This is a genomic window from Mycolicibacter hiberniae (assembly GCF_010729485.1).
Lineage (GTDB): Bacteria > Actinomycetota > Actinomycetes > Mycobacteriales > Mycobacteriaceae > Mycobacterium > Mycobacterium hiberniae.
Window position 1 is genome coordinate 3158180 of sequence record NZ_AP022609.1, and the last position, 21698, is coordinate 3179877.

Genomic DNA, 21698 nt, shown 5'->3' on the forward strand with positions numbered 1-21698 from the left:
GCGCTCCGAACGGCCCCTAGACTGGCCTCGTGAGCCTGGTCAAGCAGCTGGTCGCCGTATACACCGCTCCGGCGCGTATCGGTCTGTCGATCGCCGACGCCGGCCTCGGCGTTGCCAGCACGGCACTGGGGCTGGCGCGGCAGGCGCTCGGCGAAGCCGGAAGGCCGGGGTCGAGCAACTCCATGGCGCAGATCCTGGGCCTGGAAGACACCATCAGCCGGGCCAATCGGCTCGCCAAATTGATGGACGACGACGCCCCGCTGGGGCGGGCGCTGGCGCCGGGAGGTCCGGCGGACCGGTTGCTGGCACCGGGCGGCCTGGTTGACCAGTTGACCGGGCCGGGAGGGGTCGTCGACCGGCTTACCGCCGAGGGCGGCGGCCTGCAGCGCGCTCTGCAGCCCGGCGGCCTGGTCGATCAATTGACCGACGAGGACGGGCTGATCGAACGCCTGCTGGCCGAAGACGGGCTGGCCGACCGCCTGCTGGCCGAAGACGGGCTGGCCGACCGCCTGCTGGCCGAAGGCGGGCTGATCGACAAGCTGACCGCCCGTAACGGACCGCTCGAGCAGCTCGCCGGTCTCGCCGACACCCTGAGCCGGCTGGCCCCCGGTATGGAGGCCCTGGAGCCGGCGATCGAGACCCTGCAGGAGGCGGTGATCGCCCTGACGCTGGTGGTCAATCCGCTGAGCAATATCGCCGAACGTATTCCACTGCTGCCCCGCCGATCCAGTCGGCGCTCGCCGACCCGGACTGTGCGCTCCCAACGCGTGATCGACCAGGATCCGACCGATCCAGCGAGCTGATCCCACCGCGATCGGGCGGTGCCCGGGTCTGCTGCGCTCGCGGTCGCCGCTTAAGCTGGCAGCACCAACCCGCCTCCTTAGCTCAGTGGTAGAGCACTCGCCTTGTAAGCGAGCGGTCGTCAGTTCAATCCTGACAGGGGGCTCCAAAAGATAGCTGGTAGCGCGGCCGCAGGCGCACTTGCGGCTGGCCTCCCACCCCGGGCGGCTAGTGGTCGCGGGTCAGGTACTCCAGCACCACGCGGGTGAAGGCGTCCTTGGCCTCGATCATGGTCCAGTGCCCGCAGTTGGGGAACACGTGTACCTCGGCGTCGGGGATGGTCCGCATCGGGATCAGCGCCATGTCCAGCGGGCTGACCCGGTCGTCGCGGCCCCAGGTCACCAGGGTCGGCGCCTTGAGCCGGTGCATCATCGCCCACGGCAGCGGCCCCTTCGATGCCTGCATCATCTTCACCATGTTGGTGAAGGATTCCTTGCCGTACATCCGCCGGGCGCTGGCCAGGGTGTCGGGGTCGGTGGCCAGTGCCCACCGCTCCTCGATGAGCTCGTCGGTGATCACGGACGGGTCGTAGACCATCGAGTGCAGCCACCGCACCAGCGCTTCCCGGCTGGGGTTGTCGACGAAGTCCTGCAGCAACCGGATGCCCTCGGCCGGTCCCGGGCTGAGCAGGTTGGTGCCGATCCCGCCGATGGTTACCAGTCGGTTGACCTTGTCGGGGTTGCCGATGGCGTAGCCGATGCCGACGCCACCTCCCATCGAGTTGCCGATGATGCTGAACCGATCCAGGCCCAGCGCCTCGGCGAATGCCGGCACCGCGCCGAACGCCGTCACCATGGGGTGCCCGCCGAAGTCGTCGCTGACCCCGAAGCCGGGAAACTCCAGCACCAGGCAGCGGAAACGTTCGGCGAAGGCGGGCAGCACGCCGCGGTAGTTGCGCCATCCGGTCACCCCGGGGCCGGAACCGTGCAGCATCAGCAGCGTCGGCCCGTCACCGGCCTCGTGGTAGCGCAGCACCCCCTGCTCGGTGGTGACCTCGCGCAGGGTCTCGTCGTGGCTCAGCTCTGCCGGCATGTGTCTCCTCAGGATCCCCGAAACTCTTAGACACGCTAACGCCGAACTGCTCCGGGGACGGTGCCGGGGTCGAATCTCGCCGGCGAGCTAGCCGCGATCGGGCCCCGGCGACGTCGACCGGAACTTGCCGAACCGCATCAGGTAGCGCGGCACACCCGTGGCGCCGACGCAGCGCGGCCAGTCGTCGGCGCGGAAGTAGGCGTCCGAACCGCCGTCGACAAAGATCACGCTGCCGCAGAGGAAGTCCGCCGCATCGGAGAGCATGAACAGCATCCAATCCGCCAACTGGGCGGGATCGCCGTAGCCGCCGACCGGCACCGGGAAACTGCGGACCGCCTTCTCCTGACCCGGTGTAGCGAGCTGCTTTTCCAGCAGCGGTGTCATGATCGCCCCCGGCGCCAGGGCGTTGAGCCGGATGCCGGCGCCAGCCCAGGCCGGCTGGACCGCCTGGCGACGGACCCACCGCGAGACGGCGATCTTGGAGGCCGCGTAGGCAATCGACGGCGCACCGGGCCCGAACAGACGCAGCCGGCGCACCGCCTTGGGCGCTTTGCCGGCCAGCAGTGCCCGCACCGCCGCCCCCGGCACCACCGGCACGGTGGTGGTCGAGTTGCTGGCGATCACCACCACTTTGGCTCCGCCCGCCGCAGCCAGCGCCGGTCGCCACGCCTGCAGCAGGTCGACCACGCCGAAGTAGTTGACCTGCAGGATCAGTGGCACCGCCCGCGGTGTGGGTCCGACGCCGGCCGCCAGTACCGCCCCGTCGAGGTGCCCCCCGCAGCGCTCCAGAACCTGTTGGGCTGCCGCCGCCCGACCGTCCGGGCCGGAGAGGTCGGCGACAACGTCGGCGTCGCGCAGGTCGACTCCGATCACCGTGTGGTCTTGGGCCCGCAGTTTCTCCGCGGCCTGTCGTCCCATCCCGGATGCCGACCCGGTGACCGCATAAGTGCCCATGGCTAGTCCTCCCCCACCACTCCGCGCAGCCCGTCCGCGCCGAACGCCGGCTCCAGCATCGCCGAAAAGTCCGGCCCACGGCGCAGCATCTGCCCACCGTCGACGTTGATGATCTGGCCGGTGATATACCCGGCCGCGTCGCTGAGCAGGAACAGTGCCAGGTTGGCCACGTCCTCGACTTCACCGGCACGGGGCAGCGGCGTACAGATGCGGTAGTCCTCGCTCAGCTCGGGCGAGTCGAGGATCGGGGCGACCAGCTCGGTGCGGGTCAGGCCCGGTCGGATGCTGTTGACCCGTACCCACGAGGGCCCCAGTTCGTCGGCGGCCAGCTGCATGAGGTGGTCCAGCGCGGACTTGGTCGGCCCGTAGGCGCCGAACCAGCGGTGGGTATTGCTGGCCGCGATCGAGGAGATCCCGACGAACGAGCCGCCCCCGCCGCGCACCAGGGCCCGCCCGGCGTGCTTGAGCACGTACATCGAACCGTTGACGTTGAGGTCGACGGTGCGCCGCCAGGCCTGGGAGTCGATCTGGGTGATCGGTCCGATGGTCTCCGAGCCGCCGGCGCAGTGCACCACCCCGTGCAGCCTGCCGTGCGGGGCAGCGGCGGCTTCGACCGCGGCGATCACGCTGTCTTCATCGGTGACGTCCACCGGCAGATGCCGCACCTGACCGCCGAGTTCGGCGGCGACGGCCGCCAGCCGTTCGGCGTTGCGACCCACGATGAGCACGTCAGCGCCGGCGGCGGCCAGCGCGGCGGCCACGGCCTTACCTATGCCGCTGCCGCCACCGGTGACCAGGTAGCTGCGGTCTTCAAAGCTGAGCTGCACGCCGGCCCCTCACGTCGTCACGGTCGAAACAAGTCTGGCTGCCGTCCACGCGAGCACCGGCCGGTCAGGGCTGGTCGCGGCGGGCCAGGCCGGTGGCCTTGGCGGTGCGCCAGTCCGGCACCTCGGGCGGCAGCGCGATCGGCGCGTTGTTGTCGTTATGTGCGGTCCAGTGCGCGTGGCCCAGCTGGTGGATGTGGAAGCCGTGTCGCAGGGCCTCGGTGAAGCCCATCGCATCGGCGGCGGCGTTCACCGAGTCCTTGATGAGCAACGCGGCCATCGTCGGCAGGTCGGCGATGCGGCGGGCGAACTCCAGGGTGCGGTCGGCCAGCTCCTCGGTGGGAAACACCTTGGAGACCATGCCCAGCCGGTAGGCCTCGTCGGCGTCCAGCGAGTCGCCGGTCAGCAGCAGCTCCTTGGCCTTGCGCGGCCCGAACTCCCAGGGGTGGGCGTAGTACTCCACCCCGGGCATCCCCAGCCGCACGCCGACCACGTCGGAGAACCGGGCGTTGTCGGCCGCGACGATCAGGTCGCAGGCCCAGATCAGCATCAGCCCAGCGGAGATGGTGTTGCCCTGTACCGACGCGATGGTGATCTTGCGCAGGTCGCGCCAGCGGCAGGTGTTGGCGAAGTAGTAATGCCACTCTTGCAGGTAGGTCTTCTCGACACTCGCCTCCCGGGTGCCGCCGTTGCCGGTGAAACTCCGGTGCTGGTTCGGCCCGGGCAGGCGTTCGGTCACCGCCGCCTCCGAGCCCAGGTCGTGACCGGCCGAGAAGTTCTTGCCGCGCGCCCCCAGGATCACCACCCGCACGTTGTCATCGGTTTCGGCCCGGCAGAACGCTTCGTCGAGCTCCACCAGCAGGGTCCGGTTCTGTGCGTTGTGGGTCTCCGGGCGATTCAGCCAGATTCGGGCGATGCGCCCGTCGTCGACGGTCTCATATTCGACATGGCCGCCCGAAGCGTCGCCGGCCTGGTTCGATGCGGTCTGCGATGTGACCATTGCCTCCACCCTCGTCGTCGTCGCATCACAGGCTACGGCGGCGGGCACCAGCTGCCCGAGCCAGGTGTGACACAGCGCGCACTTCGCTAGAGTCAAGTCATGCCTGCTAAATCCGAACCCGCCGACATCGAGGACGTGGAACCGCTGGCCGACAGCACCGCGAGCCAGGCCCGGCGCGTGGTTGCCGCCTACGCGGAGGACGCCGACGAATGCCGGGTGTTTCTCGCCATGCTGGGGATCGGGCCTGCGGCACCCGAGAAAAACGGGGCGTAATGCCCGAGTCGGGGGGCCCCGGCGCGTCTCGGCCGCACCAACCCAACGGTTCGGGCCAGGTGCCGCCGGTTGAACCGGGAGACTCCGATTTCGTCGTCGTGGCCAACCGGTTGCCCATCGACATCGAGGTGCAGCCCGACGGCACGACAGCGTGGAAGCGCAGCCCGGGCGGGCTGGTCACCGCGCTGGAGCCGCTGCTGCGTAAGCGGCGCGGTGCCTGGGTGGGCTGGCCGGGCAGTCTGGATGCCCCTGCCGAACCCATCGACGTCGAAGATCTGCGCCTGCATCCGGTTCCGCTGAGCCCCACCGATATCGCCGAATACTACGAGGGCTTCTCCAACGCCACGCTGTGGCCGCTGTATCACGACGTTATCGTCAAGCCCATCTACCACCGGGAGTGGTGGAACCGCTACGTCGACGTCAATCGCCGCTTCGCCGAGGCCGCTTCGCGGGCCGCCGCGCCGGGCGCCACGGTGTGGGTCCAGGACTACCAGCTGCAACTGGTCCCCAAGATGCTGCGGACCCTGCGCCCCGACGTGACCATCGGCTTTTTCCTGCACATCCCGTTTCCGCCGGTAGAGCTGTTCATGCAACTGCCGTGGCGCACCGAGATCGTCGAGGGGCTGCTCGGCGCCGACCTGGTCGGCTTCCACCTGGCCGGCGGGGCACAGAACTTCTTGTTCCTGGCGCGCAAGCTCGTCGGCGCGCCCACCTCACGCGGGTCGGTGGGGGTGCGCAGCCGGTTCGGCGAAGTGCGACTGCCCGACCGCACGGTGCGAGTCGGCGCCTTCCCCATCTCGATCGATTCCGGCGAACTCGACCGCAAAGCCCGGGAGCGCGGAATCCGGCGTCGCGCCAAGGAGATTCGCGCCGAGCTCGGCCATCCCCGCAAGGTCCTGCTCGGCGTCGACCGGCTGGACTACACCAAGGGCATCGACGTGCGGCTCAGGGCGTTCAACGAACTGCTGGCCGAAGGACGCGCCAAACGCGACGACACCGTGCTGGTGCAATTGGCGACGCCGAGCCGGGAGCGGGTGGAGAGTTACCAGATCCTGCGCGACGACATCGAACGCCAGGTGGGCCACATCAACGGCGAGTACAGCGAGGTCGGCCACCCGGTGGTGCACTATCTGCATCGCCCGGTCCCCCGCGACGAACTGATCGCGTTCTTTGTGGCCAGCGACGTCATGCTGGTCACTCCCCTGCGCGACGGGATGAATCTGGTCGCCAAGGAGTACGTGGCATGCCGCAGCGACCTGGGCGGCGCCCTGGTGCTGAGCGAGTTCACCGGTGCCGCGGCGGAGCTGGGCCAGGCCTACCTGGTCAACCCGCACGACATCGAGTGCGTCAAAGACGTCATCGAGGCAGCGATCAACCAGACCGAGGATGAGGGCCGCCGGCGGATGCGGGCGCTGCGCCGCCAGGTCCTGGCGCACGACGTGGACCGCTGGGCCCGGTCGTTCCTCGACGCGCTCACCGACGCGGTGACCTGACGGGGGATCCCCGCCGCGGCCGAGCGCGGCGGATGCCGGGCTCAGCTACACAGGTGGATCGGGTTGTCCTGGCAGGTCAGCGGGTAGTGAATCACCGGATTGGGCAGCGGCGAAACGAATGTCAGCGTGAAGGGGTGTTTCTCCAACCCGGGCTGCAGCCCGCAGACCGCGCTGTGGGAATGGGTATAGGTGCCCCGCAGCGACGTGTCGAACTGGTACATCTCTTCGCTGGCGGCCGTGGTGCCGTCGGAGCATCTGGTGCCGGCCAGGATGGGCGTCTTGTAGGTCCACTGTCCGTTGGACAGCCGGTAGGCTCCGGCCTGCCCCGGCGGACCGTTGCTCTCGACCTGCAGTTTGCAGCCGATCGCCAGGTGCAGCGGCACCCTTCCGTCGCCCACGGTGGGGACGCACAGTGGGTAGATCCGCCAGGTGGCGGTGGTGTTGCCCTGCGTGTAGGTGAAGACGCCCTCGAGCGTGCCCTCCGGCGCCGCATCGTCGTCGGCGGCGGCCGGGGCTGCCAGCCCGGTGGCCGCCGTCATCGCCACGGCCACAGCCACCAGGCCTCGAATGAGTTTCCCCATGGCACCCATCCTTTCCGCTAGATCGGCACGATATTGCTGATGAGCCACTTGCGGTCGATCTTGCGGAAGTCGACGCGCAACCGGCTGCCCTCGTAGTACTTCTCCTTGGACTTGCCCGTCACCACGCGGTTCACGAATACCAGCACCGAACCGGTGGTCCGCTTGGCGTCCAGTGCGCCGACGCCTACCACGTCGACCTGGTTCACCAGCTGCTTCTCCCGGGCCTGCGGAATGATCTCGTTGACGGCCCGGGCCTCGAACTCGCGACGGTAATCCCCGGTGAACAACGGGAACGTCTCGGTCAGGCTGCGCTCCACGGTCTTGTACTCGTAGCCGAGCACTTTGGGAATCTCGTCGGTGGTCAGCTGGGTCAGCTCGGTGCGGGTCGTCTGTTCACCGCGCGCCTCGACCCGGCTCCAATACAGCGATCCCGCGGTGGCACCGAGACCCACGAATACTCCCAGCAGCCCGACCATGGCGACGAGCCCTGCCCATCGGCGACTCATCGGCTGCCGTCCGGCCACTTCAGGTCGTAGGCGGTCATGTTGCCGGCGGCGTCTTCGTGGACGATGATCCGCAGCGCGTAGGGCTGCGACGGCTTGTTGACGCCGTCAGCGTCGGTCGCGGTCGCGCGCATCGCCACCAATACCGACGCATTGCCGGCGACATCGTCCACGGTCTCCAGGGCCGCGGCGTTGACCACGGCCTCGGAACTGTGCTTGGTCTCGCGCAGCAGCGCCTTGAGGTTCTCGGTATTGCTGGCCATCGTGTCGCGCAGCGGGCCGCTGGTGCCCGCGACGAAGCGCTCCACCTGCTCGTTCACGGTGTCAGGTGTGTAGGTGTACATGTTCAGGACGGTCTGGACTGCGGTGTCGACGAATCGCTGGTCGCGGCTGTCGGAAGCGACGGCGTGCCGATGCTGCAGCAGCAGCACCGCCACCACCCCGCCCAGCACGGTACTGGCGCCCAGCACGACGGCAGCGGCCAGTACGGCAACCTGCCGGGCGTTGGCTCGCCGCCGCGGCGGCGGTCCCACCGGGCGGGCCGCTCGCACGGCGGCCCGGCTCGGCGTCGGTACCCCGACGGCCGTCGCCTCGGCGGTATCGCCGGCCGGACCGGCCGCACGCGAGGCCCGGCGTCGCGGCCTGGTGGGCTCGGGACCGGTCACGTCTGCCTCGGCTCGAGCATCAGGTCGGCCCAGTTCTCGGCGGGCAGCCATTTGTCGGCCCCTGAGACGAACACGCCGGTCTCACCGGCCGGGTCGACAAACTTGCCGCTGCGCTGGTCGTAGCTGCTGTAGGCCACGCCGTTGGCCTGGGCCTCGGCCGGCGCCGGCGCAGGCGCGGGATCGCGTCCGTAGGCCGGCAGGCCGCCGTTGCCCCCGGGGCTGGTCGGCATGTTCTGGTCCGGCGGCGCGTAGTACGGCCACGGCGCCGGGGCCGGCCCCAGCGCGTTCGGCGGGTAGGGCAGCGGGAAGGGCGGGTTGGGCGCCGGCCCGGGGCCCGCGGGCACACCGGGCGGCAGGGCCACCACCGGCGGGCCGGGATCGTAGTCGGCCTCCGGCGGGATGTACGGGAACTTGTTCATCGGGTTGGTCATCCGGGGGTCGGTGACCGGCGTGCCGTAGGGAACCGGCGGACCACGCCACGCATTGCTGCCGATCGGGACAAAGCCCCTGGGGTCACGGCACAGTTGAATGGTCGGCGCCCGTTTGCCCGGGTATTCCATACAGGGATAGTTGCGCGCACCGCGGACCGCGACCGAATCGTTCTGGGCCGCTTTGCAGTACAGATCCTTAGGCAGATCACGCACCGTCTCGTCGGCCGGCGAGCGCATGTCGGTGAACGGCAGGAACCCGACGGTGCACGGCGGCGGGTCGTGCATGTCGATCTTGAAGTCCAGCTTGACGCCTTCTTCCATGGGCACGCCACCGGCGACGGTCATCAGCGCGGCCATCAGCGCGGGGAACACCACCAGCGCCTGTTCGATCGACTTGCGGTAGATGACACCGATCCGCCCGAAATTGGCCATGCTGGCGGCCAATGTTGGGAACGACGCCCGGATGCCGCTGAAGGTGGTGTTCGCCTCGTCGGTGACGGACGGCAGGATCTGCAGCACCTCGCGCAGTTGCGGGTCGGCGTTGCGCACCTCGGTGGTGACCGCCGCCAACGAGCGGGCCAGTCTTTTGATGTCGTCCCCGCTGCGAATCTGAGCGTCCAGGAACGGCTCGAACTGGTCGATGAGCGCCGACGTCGCGTCGAAGTTGTCGTTGGCTTCGTCGACCAGTTGCCGCGATGACGCGATCATCCGGGCCAGTTCCTGCCCCGAACCGTTGAAGCCCTCGAACGCGCTGTGCAGCAGTTCCCGCAGCCGGCTGTTGGCGACGCTGTTGACCAGCGTCTGGGCCTCGTCGAGCAGCCCGGCGATGTCCTGGCCGATCGCGGTGCGGTCCTGGCCGATGCGGGCACCGCCGCGCAGCGACCCGGCGGCCGCGACCGCGGCGGCGTCCGCGGGCGGCACCAGGTCGATGTACTGCTCACCGATCGCGGACATGCTCTTGACGGTCGCGGTGACGTTCCCCGGGATCTTGGTGCTGCTGTTGAGCCGCATCTGGGCGTCGACCCCGTGGTCGGTGAGACGCACGTCTTCCACCCGGCCCACCGTCACGCCGCGGTAGGTGACATTGGCGCTCTTGTAGATACCGCCGCCACCGATGAAGTCGGCGGTCACCTTGTAGGTGCCGATGCCCAGCCGGCTCGGCGCATGCAGGTACAGGATCGAGATGGCGCCGACGGCCAGCACCGTGACCACGGCGAAGATCCCGAGTTGGATTCGGACGAGTCGGCTCAGCATGGCAGGTCATTCCTCATAACGGACAGCCGTTCCGGGCGGGATCTTGAACGGGTCCGCCGCCTGGCCCGACAGGTTGGCCATCTCGCCGATCAAAAAGTCGGGCGGGTTCAGGACCTCGTGCATGTGCGGCATGTTCGGGTCGAAGGCCCCGGTGGTGAACACTGACTCGCCGAACCGCCGCAACGTCATGTCGAAGGTGGTGTACACGTTGAGGTAGTCGCCGCGCACCGCATTGCGCAGGTACATCGACGGGAACGGGAATGTCGGGATGAACGGGAACGCCGACACCAGTTCGTTGGCGTTGTCGGCGAAGGCTTTGACGACCGGGTACAGGTCCTTGACGTCGGCGGCGAAGTCCTCTTTGGTCTCGGTCATGATCCGCGAACCGACGATCGCCAGCCGCTGCAGCGCCCCGAACGCATCGACGATGTTGGAGCGGTTGTCGTTGAGTACCTGCAGTGCGGCGGGCATGGTCTCCAGCGCCCGAGCCAGGCTGGGAGCACTGCCGGCCAGGGTCGCCCCGACCCGGTTCAGGCCGTCGGCGGCCGCGATGATGTCGCGGGCCTGCAGGTCCAGTGACGCGGTGAGCTCGGCCAGGCGCGGCAACAGACCGGTGAAGGTGGCGACCCGGCCGGCGACCGCCGCGTAGGCCTCCTCGGTGATGTCCTGCAGCGCTCCGAGATTGCCCTGGTTGACCACCACTCCCAGCGACGACAGCACTTCTTCGGTGCTGGGGTAGCGCCCGGTCCGGCTCAGCGGGATCTGATCGCCGTGAGCGAGCCGGCCCACCGCCGCCTCATCGTGCGGTTCGGACAGGTCGATGTGTTGGGAGCCCAGCAAGGAGGTCTGCGCGACTTTGGCGATGGCGTTGGCCGGCAGCACGACGTCGCCGTCCAGCGACAGTTTGACCGCTGCATAGAAGCTGCCGTCGGGCTGCTGGACGGCCTCAAGCCCGGAGACACTGCCGACGGTGACGTCGTCGACCATCACCGGTGAGTTCTGCGGCAGGGTCGTCACATCCGGCAGTTGCACCGTGATGCTGTAGGACCCGCGGCCATGGCCCGCGGTGCCTGGCATGTTCAGCGAGTTCAGACCGCCGAACTGGCATCCGGACAGCACCAGCACGCCGGCGCCCAGGACCGCTGAGCGCCGCCCGGCCCGCCGGGCGGCGCCGGCCAGAGACTTCACGCTCATCCGCCCTCCCGTGGTGCACCGGCTCCAGGCTGCTGCGGGCCCGGCGCCGTGCCCAGCTGCCCCGGCGCCGGCGGCGGCAGGAACAGGGCGGCGACGTCCTCGTGGCTCGGCGGCGTGACACCCGGCTCCGGCATCCACTTCAAGTAGGGCACCGGGGTCTGCGCCTTGGCCTCAGTGGCCGGGGTGTCGTAGATGATCTGGCCCTTGTAGGCGGTGATCGAGTTGATCGGGTGGAACAGGAACGGTATGAAGTTCATCGCCCAGCGGCGCATCACCGGACCCATTCGTTCCTTGCAGATCTCGGCCCGCTTGAAGTTGTCCGGCACCGAACCGACGTCGAACACGCCGCCGCAGATGAACTGCACGGGATTGGCGAAGTCGGGCAGGGACAGCAAGCCCGACAGGGTGCCCTGGGCGGGGTTGTAGATGTTGTAGAAGTTGACCAGGCCGTGCGGCGTGATGTGCAGCACCTGCTCCAGGTCCTCGCTCTGGTCACTGAGCACCTTGGTGAACTCCGACAGCTTGTCGACCTGGGCGATCAAGGCGTCGTTGTTGTCGCGCAGGAAACCCCGCACATCGCGCAGCGCCTGGTTCAGGGTGCCCAGTGTGACGTCCAGATCGGTCGAACTGTCGGCGAGCACCGCGGACACGGCGGCGACGTGGTCGGTGAACTGCACGAGCTGCTCGTTGCTGCCGGACAGCGCATCGACCAGCACCTGCAGGTTCTTGACGGTGCCGAACAGGTCGGTGCGCGAGTCGCCGAGCCGGCCGGTCGTGGCCGACAGCTCCCGCAGTGCGTTGCGGAAGGAGTCCCCGTTGCCGTCGAAGGTGTCCGCGGCCTGGTTGACGAACACGCTCAGCGCGCCGTTGGCCTTGCCCGGCTCGGGTGCCAGTTGCGCGCTGAGTTGCGTCAGCTCCTTCTTAACCTCGTCCCACTCGACGGGCACCGCGGTGCGATCCTCGCCGAGCACCGCTCCATCAGCCAGTCGCTCGCCGCCGGTATAGGCCGGCGCAAACTGAATGACCCTCGCCGACACGATGTTCGGCGCCATCAGCACCGCGTGCACGTCCGCCGGCAACGACACGTCCCGGTTCACCGACATGGTGATCTTGACGTTCTCGGCGCGCGGTTCGATCGACTCGATCCGACCGACCGGCACCCCCACCACCCGAACGTCGTCACCCGGATACAGGCCGACCGCCGAGGCGAAGTAGCCGGTGATCCGGTAGCCACGCTGCGCGGGCAGCACTAGATACACTCCGGCGGCCAGCAACACGGCCAGCATGCCGGCGAGCACGATTCGCGAAGTCGGGCGCGTCACGGCGACTTCGGCTTAATCACGGTGCGCTCGGAAATCATCCCGCGCAGGTAGTCGGCCAGGCTGTCCGGCAGTTTGCCGGGCTGGAAGTACATGTCGAGCAGCACCTCGGACATAGTGGGCGGCGGCAGGCCATAGAGGTTGATCTGGAAACCTGGGCCCGAGGAGACCACCTCGCCCAGTGTGGTGGCGTATCCGGGCAACCGGTCCAGCGCACCGGCGATCCGGTCCTTGCGCTCGATCATGTTGTCCAGCACCAGGTTGAGCTTGTCCAGGGTCGGACCGATCTCCTGGCGGTTGTCGGCGACCAAACCGGACAGCTGTTCGGATACGTCATCGATGCCCGCGATCAGTGCGCCGAGCGCCTGCCGGCGCTCGTCGAGCGCTGCAAAGAGCTGGTTGCCGTCGAGCACCAACTGATTGACCTGCGCGGCGCGCTGGTTGAGCACACCGGTGACCGACTTGGCGTGGGTCAGCAGCTGGCCCAGCGCCTCGTCACGGCGGTTGATGCTGCGGGACAACGCCGCCACCCCGTCGAGCGCCCCGCGTAACTGCGGCGTCGCTTCGCGCATCGAGTCGGTCAGAACGGCCAGCGCCTCCTCGAAACGCGGCTTGTCCAGGTCGCGAACATTGCCGCCGAGGTCCTGCAGCGCGCTGTTGAGCGTGTAGGGCGAGCGGGTGCGTTCCAGCGGGATCTCCCGCACCGATCCGGCACCGCCCGGCGTGATCGACAGCGCCTTCTCGCCCAGCACGGTGTCGGTGCGGATCGCGGCCAGCGACTGGTCCCCCACCCGTACATCGCGGTCAACGGTGAAGTTCACCTTCGCGCTGGCTCCGTCCAGCGCCACCTTGGTCACCTTGCCCACCCGGATCCCCGACACTGTCACGTCGTTGCCGGGCATGATCCCGCCGGCATCGGCGAAGTAGCCGTGATAGGTCTTGCCCTGCGGGTAGAACGGCAGGCTGGTGTAGCCGAAAGACACCAGGAGCAGGCAGGCGATCAGCGCCATGCCCAAGGTTCCGGTGCGAACCGGATCTGAGCGGTCAATTTTTGACAGGAGAACACCTCCCCTTGGTGGTGTCGGTCTGTCCGCCCATCGGCAGGATGATGTCGCTGCCGGCGGGTCCGTTGAACTTCATCGAGACCGTGCAGTAGTTGATGTTGAAGAATGAACCGTAGGCGCCCAGTGCGTTAAGCCGCAGGTAGTTCTCTTCCAGCGGATCGATGACGTCGTTGAGCTCCTGCTTGCGCTTGTTCAGCACGGTGGCCAGCGGCCGCGCATTCTCGATCACGCCCTGCAGCGGCCGCCGGGTGCGGCGCAGCGTGTCGGTGAGATCGTTCTCGACGGCGGCCAGCGGGCCGATCGCCCCGGCGATCGCGTCCTTGCCCTCGGCCAGGCCGGTGATGAGCTGCTGCAACCGGTCGACCGTGGCGTCGAACTGCTCGCTCTTTTCGTCGACCGTGGTCAACACCGTGTTCAGATTGTTGATCACGTCGCCGATCAGCTGGTCGCGGGAGGCCAGGGTGGTGGTAAAGGAGTTGGTGCTGGCCAGCATCTGCGTCAAGGCGCCGCCCTGGCCCTGCAGCAGCTCGATGATCGCGTTGCTGACCTCGTTGATCTTGTTGCCGTCAAGGCCCTTGAGCAGCGGGCGCATCCCGCCCAGCAGGGCGTCGAGGTCCAGCGCCGGCTGGGTGTGCTCCCGGGTGATGGTGCCACCGGGCGGTAGCTTGCGCAGGTCCCCGACGCCCGAGGCGATCTCCAGATAGCGGTCGCCCACCAGGTTCTCGTACCGGATCAGCGCACGGGTCGAGTCGTAGATCTGGTAGCGCTTGTTGACGTCGAAGGTGACCTCGACGTTGTTGTCCGGTGTCAGCTCCACACGTTTCACCGTGCCCACCGGGATCCCGGCGATCCGCACGTCCTCCCCGCCCCGGAGGCGAGACGCGCTGGCAAAGTCCGCGTGATAGGTGTGGCTGGACGCGAACCGGAATTCGCCGAATACCACCACCAGCCCCGCCGACACCAGCAGCATGGCGACGGTGAAGATGCCGACCTTGATCAGGGTCCCGCGCGTGTTCATCAGTACTCATCCCGTTCCGCGTAGGCGCCGTTGAAGAGGAACTGTGCGGTGGACGGGGCGTCGAACTGCACCTCGGTGTTCGGCTGGAACGGGATGTAGGCGCTGTCGGTCACCAGGAACGGCGACCGGAACCAGGAGCCGCCGAACTGCTTGCTGGGGATGTCCGGCAGGCCACGACAGTTGGGGCCGCCGGTCGCGTTGGCGATCGGCAGGCTCTCCGGAAAGGTGTAGGCCGGCGCACCGGGCAGGAAGTTGGAGTGCACGTACAGTGCCGGCTTGGTGCCGCCCAGGGACGGGCCGAACCGCTCCAGAGACTGCTTGATCCCCTTGAAGAGGCAACCGAACTCCGGGGAGTACTCGGCCAGCAGGCTGCCCAGGGAACGGAAGCGCTGAATAGCGGCGATGAAGTCGTCGGCGGCCGGCGCGAGCGTGTCGTAGCCGTTGTTAGCCAGACCCGTGGTGGCCAGCAGCGCCTGGCTGAGGTTGTCGCGCTGTTCCAGCAGTGTCTTACTGAGGGTCGGAACGTTGTCGAACGTCGTCGCCAGGTCCGGTGCGGCGTCGCCGTAGATGTCCCCGACCACCGCGGTCTTGGCGAATCCCGACTGCAGCTGCGGCAGTTTGGGGTTGATCTTGTCCAGGTAACCGTTGAGTCCCGACAGCAGCGCGCCCAGGTTGTCCCCGTTGCCCCGCAGGCCCTCGCCCAGCGCGCTGATGGTGCCGTTGAGCTGAACGGGGTCGACCTTTTCCAGCACGTCGGTGAGCTTCTCGAACAGCGTGTTGACCTCGAGCTGGACGGCGGACGCCTGCACGTTGGCCCCGTTGTGCAACGCCTTGCCCGACGGCTCCGGCGGGGGGATGAACTCCACCGACTTGGCGCCGAAGATGGTGTTGCCGGCGATGCGCACCGCGGCGTTGGACGGGATGTAGGACATCGCCGAGCTGTCCATCGCCAGGATCAGCTTGGCCTGGTCGCCCTGATATTTGATCGCCTTGACCTTGCCGACCTGGATGCCGCGGTACTTGACCTTGGCGTCCTGCTCCATCACCAGCCCGGCGCGCGACGAGGTGACGGTGACCTTGTCGGTGGAGGTGAACGCCGACGTGTAGGCCAGGTAAGTGAACACCGTGGCGGCAAGCAGGATCCCACCCAGGATTGCCGCAGCAATCCGCACCTGGGTACGCCTCGATCCCGTTTCCACCTGTATGTCCTTGCTAGCCCGAGAGGTTGAAGTTACCGGACCCGCCGTACACGGCGAGTGAAACGAACAGCGTAATGACCACCACCACCACAAGCGACGTCCGCACGGCCTGACCGACGGCGATGCCCACACCGACCGGACCGCCGGCGGCGTTGAATCCGTAGTTGGTGTGCACCAGCATCACCGCGATCGACATGATGATCGCCTGCAGGAAGGACCACAGCAAGTCGGTCGGGATCAAAAAGGTGTCGAAGTAGTGGTCGTAGAGGCCCGGCGACTGCGCGTTGATGAACACGGTGGTGGAGCGTGCCGCGAAGAACGCGGCCAGCACCGACAACGAGTACAGCGGAATGATCGCGATCAGGCCGGCGACCAACCGGGTGGACACCAGATACGACACCGCATGGACCGCCATCGATTCGACGGCATCGATCTCCTCGGCGACCCGCATGGCACCGAGCTGGGCGGTGGTGCCGGCGCCGATGGTGGCGGCCAGGGCGATCCCGGCGACCACGGGCGCCACGATCCGCACGTTGAGAAACGCCGACAGGAATCCGGTCAACGCCTCGATGCCGATATTGCCCAGCGACGAGAAGCCCTGAACGGCGATCACCCCACCGGAGGCCAGCGTCAGGAAGGTGGCCACGCCGACGGTTCCGCCGATGATCGCCAGGGCACCGGTGCCCATGGTGATCTCGGCGATCAGCCGGACCGTCTCCTTGCGGTATTTGGTCAGGGCGTTGGGGACGTAGCGGATCGAGTCGGCGTAGAACAGGGCCTGCTCGCCGAAGTTGTCGACGGCTTTGGGCATCCAGCGGAACAACCGCCGGAACCGCAGGGTGGCGTCATAGCTCACTTGACCAACACCCGCACGCTGATCGCGGTCATGACGACGTTGATGACGAACAGGCAGATGAAGGCGTACACGACGGTCTCGTTGACCGCGTTGCCGACGCCTTGGGGCCCGCCTTTGGCGGTCAGCCCGCGATAGCACCCGATCAGTCCGGCCGCGGTACCGAACAGCAGCGCCTTGATCTCGGCCATCACCAGCTCGCCCAGTCCGGTCAGCACCGTGAGGCCGTTGATGAAGGCACCCGGGTTGACGCCTTGCAGGAAGACGGAGAAGACGTAGCCGCCGACCAAGCCGATGGCGCACACCAGCCCGTTGAGCAGTAGCGCGACGAATGTCGAGGCCAGCGCGCGCGGCACCACCAGCCGGTGGATGGGATCGATGCCCAGCACCCGCATCGCGTCGATCTCCTCGCGGATGGTGCGCGCGCCCAGATCGGCGCAGATGGCGGTGGCGCCCGCACCGGCGACCACCAGCACGGTGACCACGGGCCCCAACTGGGTGATGGTGCCGAAAGCGGTGCCGGCCCCCGACAGGTCGGCGGCGCCGATCTCACGCAACAGGATGTTGAGGGTGAACGCCACCAAGACGGTGAACGGGATCGCGACCAGCAGGGTCGGCACCAGCGAGACGCGGGCGATCATCCAGGTCTGATCGAGGAACTCGCGGTACTGGAACGGCCTGCGGAACATGGCCCGGAAGGTCTCGATCGACATCTCGACGAAACCGCCCACGGCCCGGGCCGGAACCGTGAGCTGTTCGATCAAGGCACGTCCTTCCCGCAAATGCGCTTCCGCGGCGTCGGTGGTCGCAAAACTGTATCCGGCAACCTCCTACGACCGGTGTCGTTCGTGCAAATTCGGACGCCACCAAGCGTGAGCCGGATCATACTAACTAGAACACGTTCTCAGTGTCAAAAGGCACTTCTCAGCTCAGCAAAGTGGGCATTTTCCCTGCTCAGAGGCTATAACTCCCCGCAGCACGGTGGAACGCGTTCTAATGGGACGCTAGTCGCCGGCCATCAACTCCGAAGCGGAGAACGTCCGGGCGGGATCACGCCCAGCGAAGTAGTTGGCCAGGGTGTCCGACAGCACGGTGGGATCCCACGCCTGCCCGTCCGCGCTGAACCTACGCTCCACCGTCGGCGCGGCCATCAGGGTGACCTCGGGCCCGTAGACCACGAACACCTGGCCGTTGACCGCCGCGGATGCCGGCGACGCCAGGAATCGGACCAAGGTCACCACGTGCTCGGGCGACAGGGGATCGATCTCGCCCTCGCCCACCTTGGCCTCGCCGAACACATCGACGGTCATCGCAGTGCGGGCCCGCGGGCAGATCGCATTGGCGGACACGCCGTAGCGGCTCAGCGCCCGGCTTGCCGACAGCGTCAGCGCGGTGATCCCCGCCTTCGCCGCGCCGTAGTTGGCCTGGCCGACCGGTCCCATCAGGCCGGCTTCCGAAGATGTGTTGATGATCCGGCCGTAGACGGTTCCGCTGTCGGACTCCTTGGCCTTCTGCCGCCAGTAGGCGGCCGCGTTGCGGGTCAGCAGGAAGTGCCCACGCAGATGCACCGCGATCACGGCGTCGAAGTCGTCGTCGGTCATGTTGAACAGCATCCGGTCGCGGGTGATCCCGGCGTTGTTGACCACGATGTTGAGCCCGCCCAGGCCGTCGGCGGTGCTGACCAACTCGTCGGCGGTGGACCGTTGGCTGATGTCACCGGCGACCGGCACGCCCTTGCCGCCCGCCGCGGCGATCTCGTCGATGACGTCGGAGGACTCCAGCGCCGCAGCAATGTCGTTGACCACCACGGTCGCCCCGGAGCGGGCCAACCCGATCGCCTCTGCTCGGCCCAGGCCGGCGGCCGCGCCGGTCACCACGGCGACCTTGCCGGTCAGATCCCTCGCGCTGTCAGTCATCTACGCCGCTCCTTATGCGTCGCCGGCGCCTTGCGGCGCCGGCGGTTATGAATACCTCTAGTCGTTGCCGGTGGGAGATTAGTCCTCGACGCGGCGCAGTGCGGCGCGCGGGCATTCGGCGATCGCCTGCTCCGCGTGGGCTTCCCGGTCGGCGGGAACCGGAGCGAATTTGACCTCTGCCTGCTCGTCGTCGTTCAGATCGAAGAGGTCGGGGTCGATTCCGACGCAAATCGCGTTGCCCTCGCAACGATCCAGATCTACCTCAACTCGCATGACATTCTCCTGTTAAAGCCCTGCGCCGACCGAGCACGTCGGGCCGACGTCGTCTACTAGTGCCACCATACGATCAGACAGCGTCCCCACACGACCCGCTAGGGCCGTTGGACCCCGGGAATAGAACGTGTTACAACGAGCTGTCGAACTGAATCTTATCGTGACACCGATCACCAGCGAAGGACTCCCCCGATGCAGATCAGCTACACGTCGGCCCAAGAAGAGCTGCGCAGCGAACTGAGGTCCTACTTCGCCACGCTGATGACGCCGGAGCGGCGCGAGGCCCTGAGTTCGACCCAGGGCGAGTACGGCACCGGCAACGTTTATCGCGAGACCGTGGCCCAGATGGGCAAGGACGGCTGGTTGACGCTGAGCTGGCCGAAGGAGTACGGCGGCCAGGCGCGTTCGGCGATGGATCAGCTGATCTTCACCGACGAAGCGGCGATCGCCGGCGCCCCGGTGCCGTTCCTGACCATCAACAGCGTCGCCCCGACGATCATGGCGTTCGGCACCGAAGAGCAGAAGAAGTTTTTCCTGCCCAAGATCGCGGCAGGCGAGCTGCACTTCGCGATCGGCTACTCCGAGCCGGGCGCCGGCACCGACTTGGCCTCGCTGCGCACCACCGCGGTGCGCGACGGCGACGAGTACGTGATCAACGGCCAGAAGATGTGGACGTCGCTGATCGCCTACGCCGACTATGTGTGGCTGGCGGCCCGGACGAACCCGGAAGCCAAGAAGCATCGCGGTATCTCGATGCTGATCGTTCCCACGAGCGCCGAGGGGTTCTCCTGGACCCCGGTGCACACCATGGCCGGCCCGGACACCAGCGCCACCTATTACCAGGATGTGCGGGTGCCGGTGAGCAACCTGGTCGGCGAGGAGCACGCGGGCTGGAAGCTGGTCACCAACCAGCTCAACCACGAGCGCGTCGCGCTGGTGTCGGCGCAGCCGATCATCGTGGCTCTCGAAGAGGTCCGCGAGTGGGCGCAGAACACCAAGGATGCGCACGGCAACCGGATCATCGACTCCCAGTGGGTGCAGCTCAATCTGGCGCGGGTGCTGGCCAAGGCCGAAGTGCTCAAGCTGATCAACTGGGAGCTGGCCTCCTCGGACACGGCCGCGCCGTCCCCGGCGGACGCCTCAGCGGCGAAGGTCTTCGGCACCGAGCTGGCCACCGAGGCTTACCGGCTGCTGATGGAGGTGCTCGGCACCGCCGCCACCGTGCGCCAGGACTCCCCCGGCGCACTGCTGCGCGGACGGGTGGAACGGATGCACCGCGCGTGCCTGATCCTGACGTTCGGCGGCGGCACCAACGAAGTGCAGCGCGACATCATCGGCATGGTCGCCCTGGGCCTGCCCCGTAACCGCTGACCTAACTACCCCAAGGACTCTGGAGGCAACGCACTCATGGACTTCACCACCACCGAAGCATCCGACGACCTCTCGGGGCTGGTCGCCACCATCGTCGACACGGTGTGCACCCCAGAACACCAGCGCGCGCTGGACGCCCTGGAGCAACGCTTCGACACCGACCTGTGGCGCAAGCTCATCGACGCCGACGTGCTGTCCAGCGCGGCCAGTGAGTCGCTGGACGGCGGCGGGTTCGGTGTGCTGGAGCAGACGGCGATCCTGACCGCGCTCGGGCGTCAGCTGGCTGCCGTGCCGTACCTGGAGTCGGTGGTGCTGGCCGCCGGCACGCTTGCGAAGTTCGGCTCCGCCGAGCTGCAGCAGCAGTGGGGCGCTCCGGCTGTGGCCGGCCAGAAGATCCTCACCGCCGCACTCGACGGTGACATGGGCGAGGGTCCGGTCGCCGCATCGGCGACCGACGGCGGATTCCGGCTGACCGGTACCCGCACCCAGGTCGGTTTCGCGCCGGTCGCCGACGCCTTCCTGGTGCCGGCCGAGACGGATTCCGGTACCGCGGTGTTCCTGGTGGCCGCCACCGATCCCGGTGTGACGATGACGCCGTTGGCCACCACCGGCCGCGGCAGCGTCGGTCACCTGGAGCTCGCCGGGGCGCAGCTGGCGGCCGAACGCCGCGTCGGTGGCGCCGACGCGCTCGACCACCTGATCAGTCTCGCGGCGCTGGGTCACAGCGCCTACCAGCTCGGAGTGCTGGAGCGCGGATTGGCACTGACGGCCCAATACGCCCGTGAGCGGGAGCAGTTCGACAAGCCCATCGGCAGCTTCCAGGCCGTCTCGCAGCGGCTGGCCGACGGCTACATCGACGTCAAGGGCCTGCGGCTGACTCTGACCCAGGCCTCCTGGCGCGTCAGCGAGGGGCTGCCGGCTACCACCCAGGTGGCCACCGCCGCGTTCTGGGCGGCTGAGGCCGGGCACCGGGTGGCGCACAGCATCGTGCACATTCACGGCGGAGTCGGCATCGACACCGACCACCCGATCCACCGGTACTTTCTGGCGGCCAAGCAGACCGAGTTCGCGCTCGGCGGCGCCACCGGTCAGCTGCTGGCGATCGGCCGCGAACTGGCCGAAACACCGGCCTAGTTGGCCGGGCGGGGCGCTTCAGCGGTTCAGCGCATCCCCGAACGTCACCTTGAACCCGGGAAGGTCCGACAGCGGCACGGTGGCGTCGTAGGTGCGCTGGTAACCGGTAGCGCTGATCTTCCAGCCGTCGGCGGTCCGGCGGTAGGTGTCGTGGTAGAACGCGGCGCCGATCAGCATCAGGTTGAAGTCGGGCACGATCACCCGGTCCTGCAGATACCAGATGCCGGTGGCCGTGTCGGCTCCGGTGAGGGTGATCTCGGGGTGGTTGACCCGGTGCTCGCTGATCAGGTTGCCCGGCAGTGCGTTGCGCATGAACTCCACCAGCGATTCGCGGTCGGTGAAGGTGCGGTCGCTGCCCATCGACTTGCCGTAGTCGGCGGTGACGTCTTCGGTCAGCGTGGCCGCAAAGTCGTCCCAGTGCTTGGTGTCCAGTGCCCTCAGGTAGCGGTACTTGACGCCCTTGATGGCTTCTATGGCCTCGAAATCAGTCACCGCCCTATTGCAGCA

General features: G+C 67.7%; 23 protein-coding genes and 1 tRNA gene. 6 read left to right on the forward strand and 18 right to left on the reverse strand.

The features are described 5' to 3' along the window. Positions 1 to 29: 29 nt before the first annotated feature. Positions 30 to 803 (forward strand): hypothetical protein, encoded by a 774-nt coding sequence (locus G6N14_RS15000; protein WP_085136334.1) that lies wholly within the window; start codon positions 30 to 32, stop codon positions 801 to 803. 71 nt (positions 804 to 874) lie between these two features. Beyond that, positions 875 to 949 (forward strand) — tRNA-Thr (locus G6N14_RS15005). A 59-nt stretch (positions 950 to 1008) separates the two neighbouring features. Here the strand turns inward: G6N14_RS15005 and G6N14_RS15010 are convergent. The 4 genes from G6N14_RS15010 to G6N14_RS15025 form a co-directional block, all read right to left on the reverse strand. Continuing rightward, positions 1009 to 1872 (reverse strand): alpha/beta fold hydrolase, encoded by an 864-nt coding sequence (locus tag G6N14_RS15010; protein WP_085136333.1) that lies wholly within the window; start codon positions 1870 to 1872, stop codon positions 1009 to 1011. A gap of 87 nt (positions 1873 to 1959) precedes the next feature. Next, positions 1960 to 2826 (reverse strand): SDR family oxidoreductase, encoded by an 867-nt coding sequence (locus G6N14_RS15015; RefSeq protein ID WP_085136332.1) that lies wholly within the window; start codon positions 2824 to 2826, stop codon positions 1960 to 1962. Positions 2827 to 2828: 2 nt separating this feature from the next. Further along, complete coding sequence (locus tag G6N14_RS15020; protein WP_085136331.1) at positions 2829 to 3653, reverse strand: SDR family oxidoreductase; 825 nt, start codon at positions 3651 to 3653, stop codon at positions 2829 to 2831. Between the two features lie 64 nt (positions 3654 to 3717). Continuing rightward, positions 3718 to 4650, reverse strand: coding sequence for an enoyl-CoA hydratase (locus tag G6N14_RS15025; RefSeq protein WP_085136330.1), 933 nt, complete (start codon positions 4648 to 4650; stop codon positions 3718 to 3720). Positions 4651 to 4749: 99 nt separating this feature from the next. On the opposite strand from G6N14_RS15025, the gene G6N14_RS20560 reads away from it, so the two are divergent. Further along, positions 4750 to 4923 (forward strand): hypothetical protein, encoded by a 174-nt coding sequence (locus tag G6N14_RS20560; RefSeq protein ID WP_109559861.1) that lies wholly within the window; start codon positions 4750 to 4752, stop codon positions 4921 to 4923. Beyond that, positions 4923 to 6416 (forward strand): alpha,alpha-trehalose-phosphate synthase (UDP-forming), encoded by a 1494-nt coding sequence (locus G6N14_RS15030; RefSeq protein WP_407663125.1) that lies wholly within the window; start codon positions 4923 to 4925, stop codon positions 6414 to 6416. Before G6N14_RS20560 ends, G6N14_RS15030 begins: the two co-directional genes overlap by 1 nt. Before the next feature lie 41 nt (positions 6417 to 6457). Here the strand turns inward: G6N14_RS15030 and G6N14_RS15035 are convergent, their stop codons facing one another. The 13 genes from G6N14_RS15035 to G6N14_RS15095 all read right to left on the reverse strand — a co-directional run bounded on the left by G6N14_RS15035 (position 6458) and on the right by G6N14_RS15095 (position 18686). Then, positions 6458 to 6997: a hypothetical protein gene (locus G6N14_RS15035; RefSeq protein WP_133054927.1), complete on the reverse strand. Its 540-nt coding sequence runs from the start codon at positions 6995 to 6997 to the stop codon at positions 6458 to 6460. Positions 6998 to 7014: 17 nt separating this feature from the next. Then, entirely contained in the window at positions 7015 to 7503 is a 489-nt protein-coding gene (locus G6N14_RS15040; protein WP_085136356.1) for a mammalian cell entry protein, read from the reverse strand. Continuing rightward, on the reverse strand, positions 7500 to 8165 hold the full coding sequence (locus tag G6N14_RS15045; protein ID WP_085136328.1) for an Rv1363c family protein: 666 nt from the start codon (positions 8163 to 8165) through the stop codon (positions 7500 to 7502). Before G6N14_RS15045 ends, G6N14_RS15040 begins: the two co-directional genes overlap by 4 nt. Beyond that, a complete protein-coding gene (locus G6N14_RS15050) occupies positions 8162 to 9850 on the reverse strand; it encodes an MCE family protein (RefSeq protein ID WP_085136327.1) in 1689 nt (562 codons plus the stop codon). The genes G6N14_RS15045 and G6N14_RS15050 overlap by 4 nt, the downstream gene beginning before the upstream one ends. A 6-nt stretch (positions 9851 to 9856) precedes the next feature. After that, positions 9857 to 11044: an MCE family protein gene (locus G6N14_RS15055; protein ID WP_085136326.1), complete on the reverse strand. Its 1188-nt coding sequence runs from the start codon at positions 11042 to 11044 to the stop codon at positions 9857 to 9859. Continuing rightward, complete coding sequence (locus tag G6N14_RS15060; protein WP_085136325.1) at positions 11041 to 12366, reverse strand: MCE family protein; 1326 nt, start codon at positions 12364 to 12366, stop codon at positions 11041 to 11043. Before G6N14_RS15060 ends, G6N14_RS15055 begins: the two co-directional genes overlap by 4 nt. Next, complete coding sequence (locus G6N14_RS15065) at positions 12363 to 13421, reverse strand: MCE family protein (protein WP_085136324.1); 1059 nt, start codon at positions 13419 to 13421, stop codon at positions 12363 to 12365. The genes G6N14_RS15060 and G6N14_RS15065 overlap by 4 nt, the downstream gene beginning before the upstream one ends. Then, positions 13408 to 14445, reverse strand: coding sequence for an MCE family protein (locus G6N14_RS15070; RefSeq protein ID WP_085136323.1), 1038 nt, complete (start codon positions 14443 to 14445; stop codon positions 13408 to 13410). Before G6N14_RS15070 ends, G6N14_RS15065 begins: the two co-directional genes overlap by 14 nt. After that, positions 14445 to 15617 carry an MCE family protein gene (locus G6N14_RS15075; RefSeq protein WP_085136322.1) on the reverse strand — a complete coding sequence of 391 codons (1173 nt, stop codon included), beginning with the start codon at positions 15615 to 15617 and terminating at the stop codon, positions 14445 to 14447. Before G6N14_RS15075 ends, G6N14_RS15070 begins: the two co-directional genes overlap by 1 nt. A 40-nt stretch (positions 15618 to 15657) precedes the next feature. Then, positions 15658 to 16500: an MlaE family ABC transporter permease gene (locus G6N14_RS15080; RefSeq protein WP_085126764.1), complete on the reverse strand. Its 843-nt coding sequence runs from the start codon at positions 16498 to 16500 to the stop codon at positions 15658 to 15660. Beyond that, positions 16497 to 17261 (reverse strand): MlaE family ABC transporter permease, encoded by a 765-nt coding sequence (locus G6N14_RS15085; RefSeq protein ID WP_085126763.1) that lies wholly within the window; start codon positions 17259 to 17261, stop codon positions 16497 to 16499. Before G6N14_RS15085 ends, G6N14_RS15080 begins: the two co-directional genes overlap by 4 nt. 240 nt (positions 17262 to 17501) lie before the next feature. Next, positions 17502 to 18413, reverse strand: a complete 912-nt coding sequence (locus G6N14_RS15090; RefSeq protein WP_085136321.1) for a 3-oxoacyl-ACP reductase — start codon at positions 18411 to 18413, stop codon at positions 17502 to 17504. A 78-nt stretch (positions 18414 to 18491) separates the two neighbouring features. Then, on the reverse strand, positions 18492 to 18686 hold the full coding sequence (locus G6N14_RS15095; RefSeq protein ID WP_046316706.1) for a ferredoxin: 195 nt from the start codon (positions 18684 to 18686) through the stop codon (positions 18492 to 18494). A gap of 192 nt (positions 18687 to 18878) precedes the next feature. On the opposite strand from G6N14_RS15095, the gene G6N14_RS15100 reads away from it, so the two are divergent. Further along, a complete protein-coding gene (locus G6N14_RS15100; RefSeq protein WP_085136320.1) occupies positions 18879 to 20057 on the forward strand; it encodes an acyl-CoA dehydrogenase family protein in 1179 nt (392 codons plus the stop codon). A gap of 36 nt (positions 20058 to 20093) precedes the next feature. Further along, positions 20094 to 21191, forward strand: a complete 1098-nt coding sequence (locus G6N14_RS15105; protein WP_085136319.1) for an acyl-CoA dehydrogenase family protein — start codon at positions 20094 to 20096, stop codon at positions 21189 to 21191. Positions 21192 to 21209: 18 nt separating this feature from the next. Here G6N14_RS15105 and G6N14_RS15110 read toward each other — a convergent pair whose 3' ends face one another. Next, a complete protein-coding gene (locus G6N14_RS15110; RefSeq protein WP_085136318.1) occupies positions 21210 to 21683 on the reverse strand; it encodes a nuclear transport factor 2 family protein in 474 nt (157 codons plus the stop codon). Positions 21684 to 21698: the final 15 nt, after the last annotated feature.

Bases quoted from the DNA above. Each gene is read 5' to 3' on its own strand.
- G6N14_RS15105 (WP_085136319.1), top strand. From the start codon at position 20,094: ATGGACTTCACCACCACCGAAGCATCCGACGACCTCTCGGGGCTGGTC.
- G6N14_RS15025 (WP_085136330.1), bottom strand. From the start codon at position 4,650: ATGGTCACATCGCAGACCGCATCGAACCAGGCCGGCGACGCTTCGGGC.
- G6N14_RS15035 (WP_133054927.1), bottom strand. From the start codon at position 6,997: ATGGGGAAACTCATTCGAGGCCTGGTGGCTGTGGCCGTGGCGATGACG.
- G6N14_RS15055 (WP_085136326.1), bottom strand. From the start codon at position 11,044: ATGAGCGTGAAGTCTCTGGCCGGCGCCGCCCGGCGGGCCGGGCGGCGC.
- G6N14_RS15100 (WP_085136320.1), top strand. From the start codon at position 18,879: ATGCAGATCAGCTACACGTCGGCCCAAGAAGAGCTGCGCAGCGAACTG.
- G6N14_RS15090 (WP_085136321.1), bottom strand. From the start codon at position 18,413: ATGACTGACAGCGCGAGGGATCTGACCGGCAAGGTCGCCGTGGTGACC.
- G6N14_RS15015 (WP_085136332.1), bottom strand. From the start codon at position 2,826: ATGGGCACTTATGCGGTCACCGGGTCGGCATCCGGGATGGGACGACAG.
- G6N14_RS15040 (WP_085136356.1), bottom strand. From the start codon at position 7,503: ATGAGTCGCCGATGGGCAGGGCTCGTCGCCATGGTCGGGCTGCTGGGA.
- G6N14_RS15050 (WP_085136327.1), bottom strand. From the start codon at position 9,850: ATGCTGAGCCGACTCGTCCGAATCCAACTCGGGATCTTCGCCGTGGTC.
- G6N14_RS15010 (WP_085136333.1), bottom strand. From the start codon at position 1,872: ATGCCGGCAGAGCTGAGCCACGACGAGACCCTGCGCGAGGTCACCACC.
- G6N14_RS15070 (WP_085136323.1), bottom strand. From the start codon at position 14,445: ATGAACACGCGCGGGACCCTGATCAAGGTCGGCATCTTCACCGTCGCC.
- G6N14_RS20560 (WP_109559861.1), top strand. From the start codon at position 4,750: ATGCCTGCTAAATCCGAACCCGCCGACATCGAGGACGTGGAACCGCTG.
- G6N14_RS15095 (WP_046316706.1), bottom strand. From the start codon at position 18,686: ATGCGAGTTGAGGTAGATCTGGATCGTTGCGAGGGCAACGCGATTTGC.
- G6N14_RS15030 (WP_407663125.1), top strand. From the start codon at position 4,923: ATGCCCGAGTCGGGGGGCCCCGGCGCGTCTCGGCCGCACCAACCCAAC.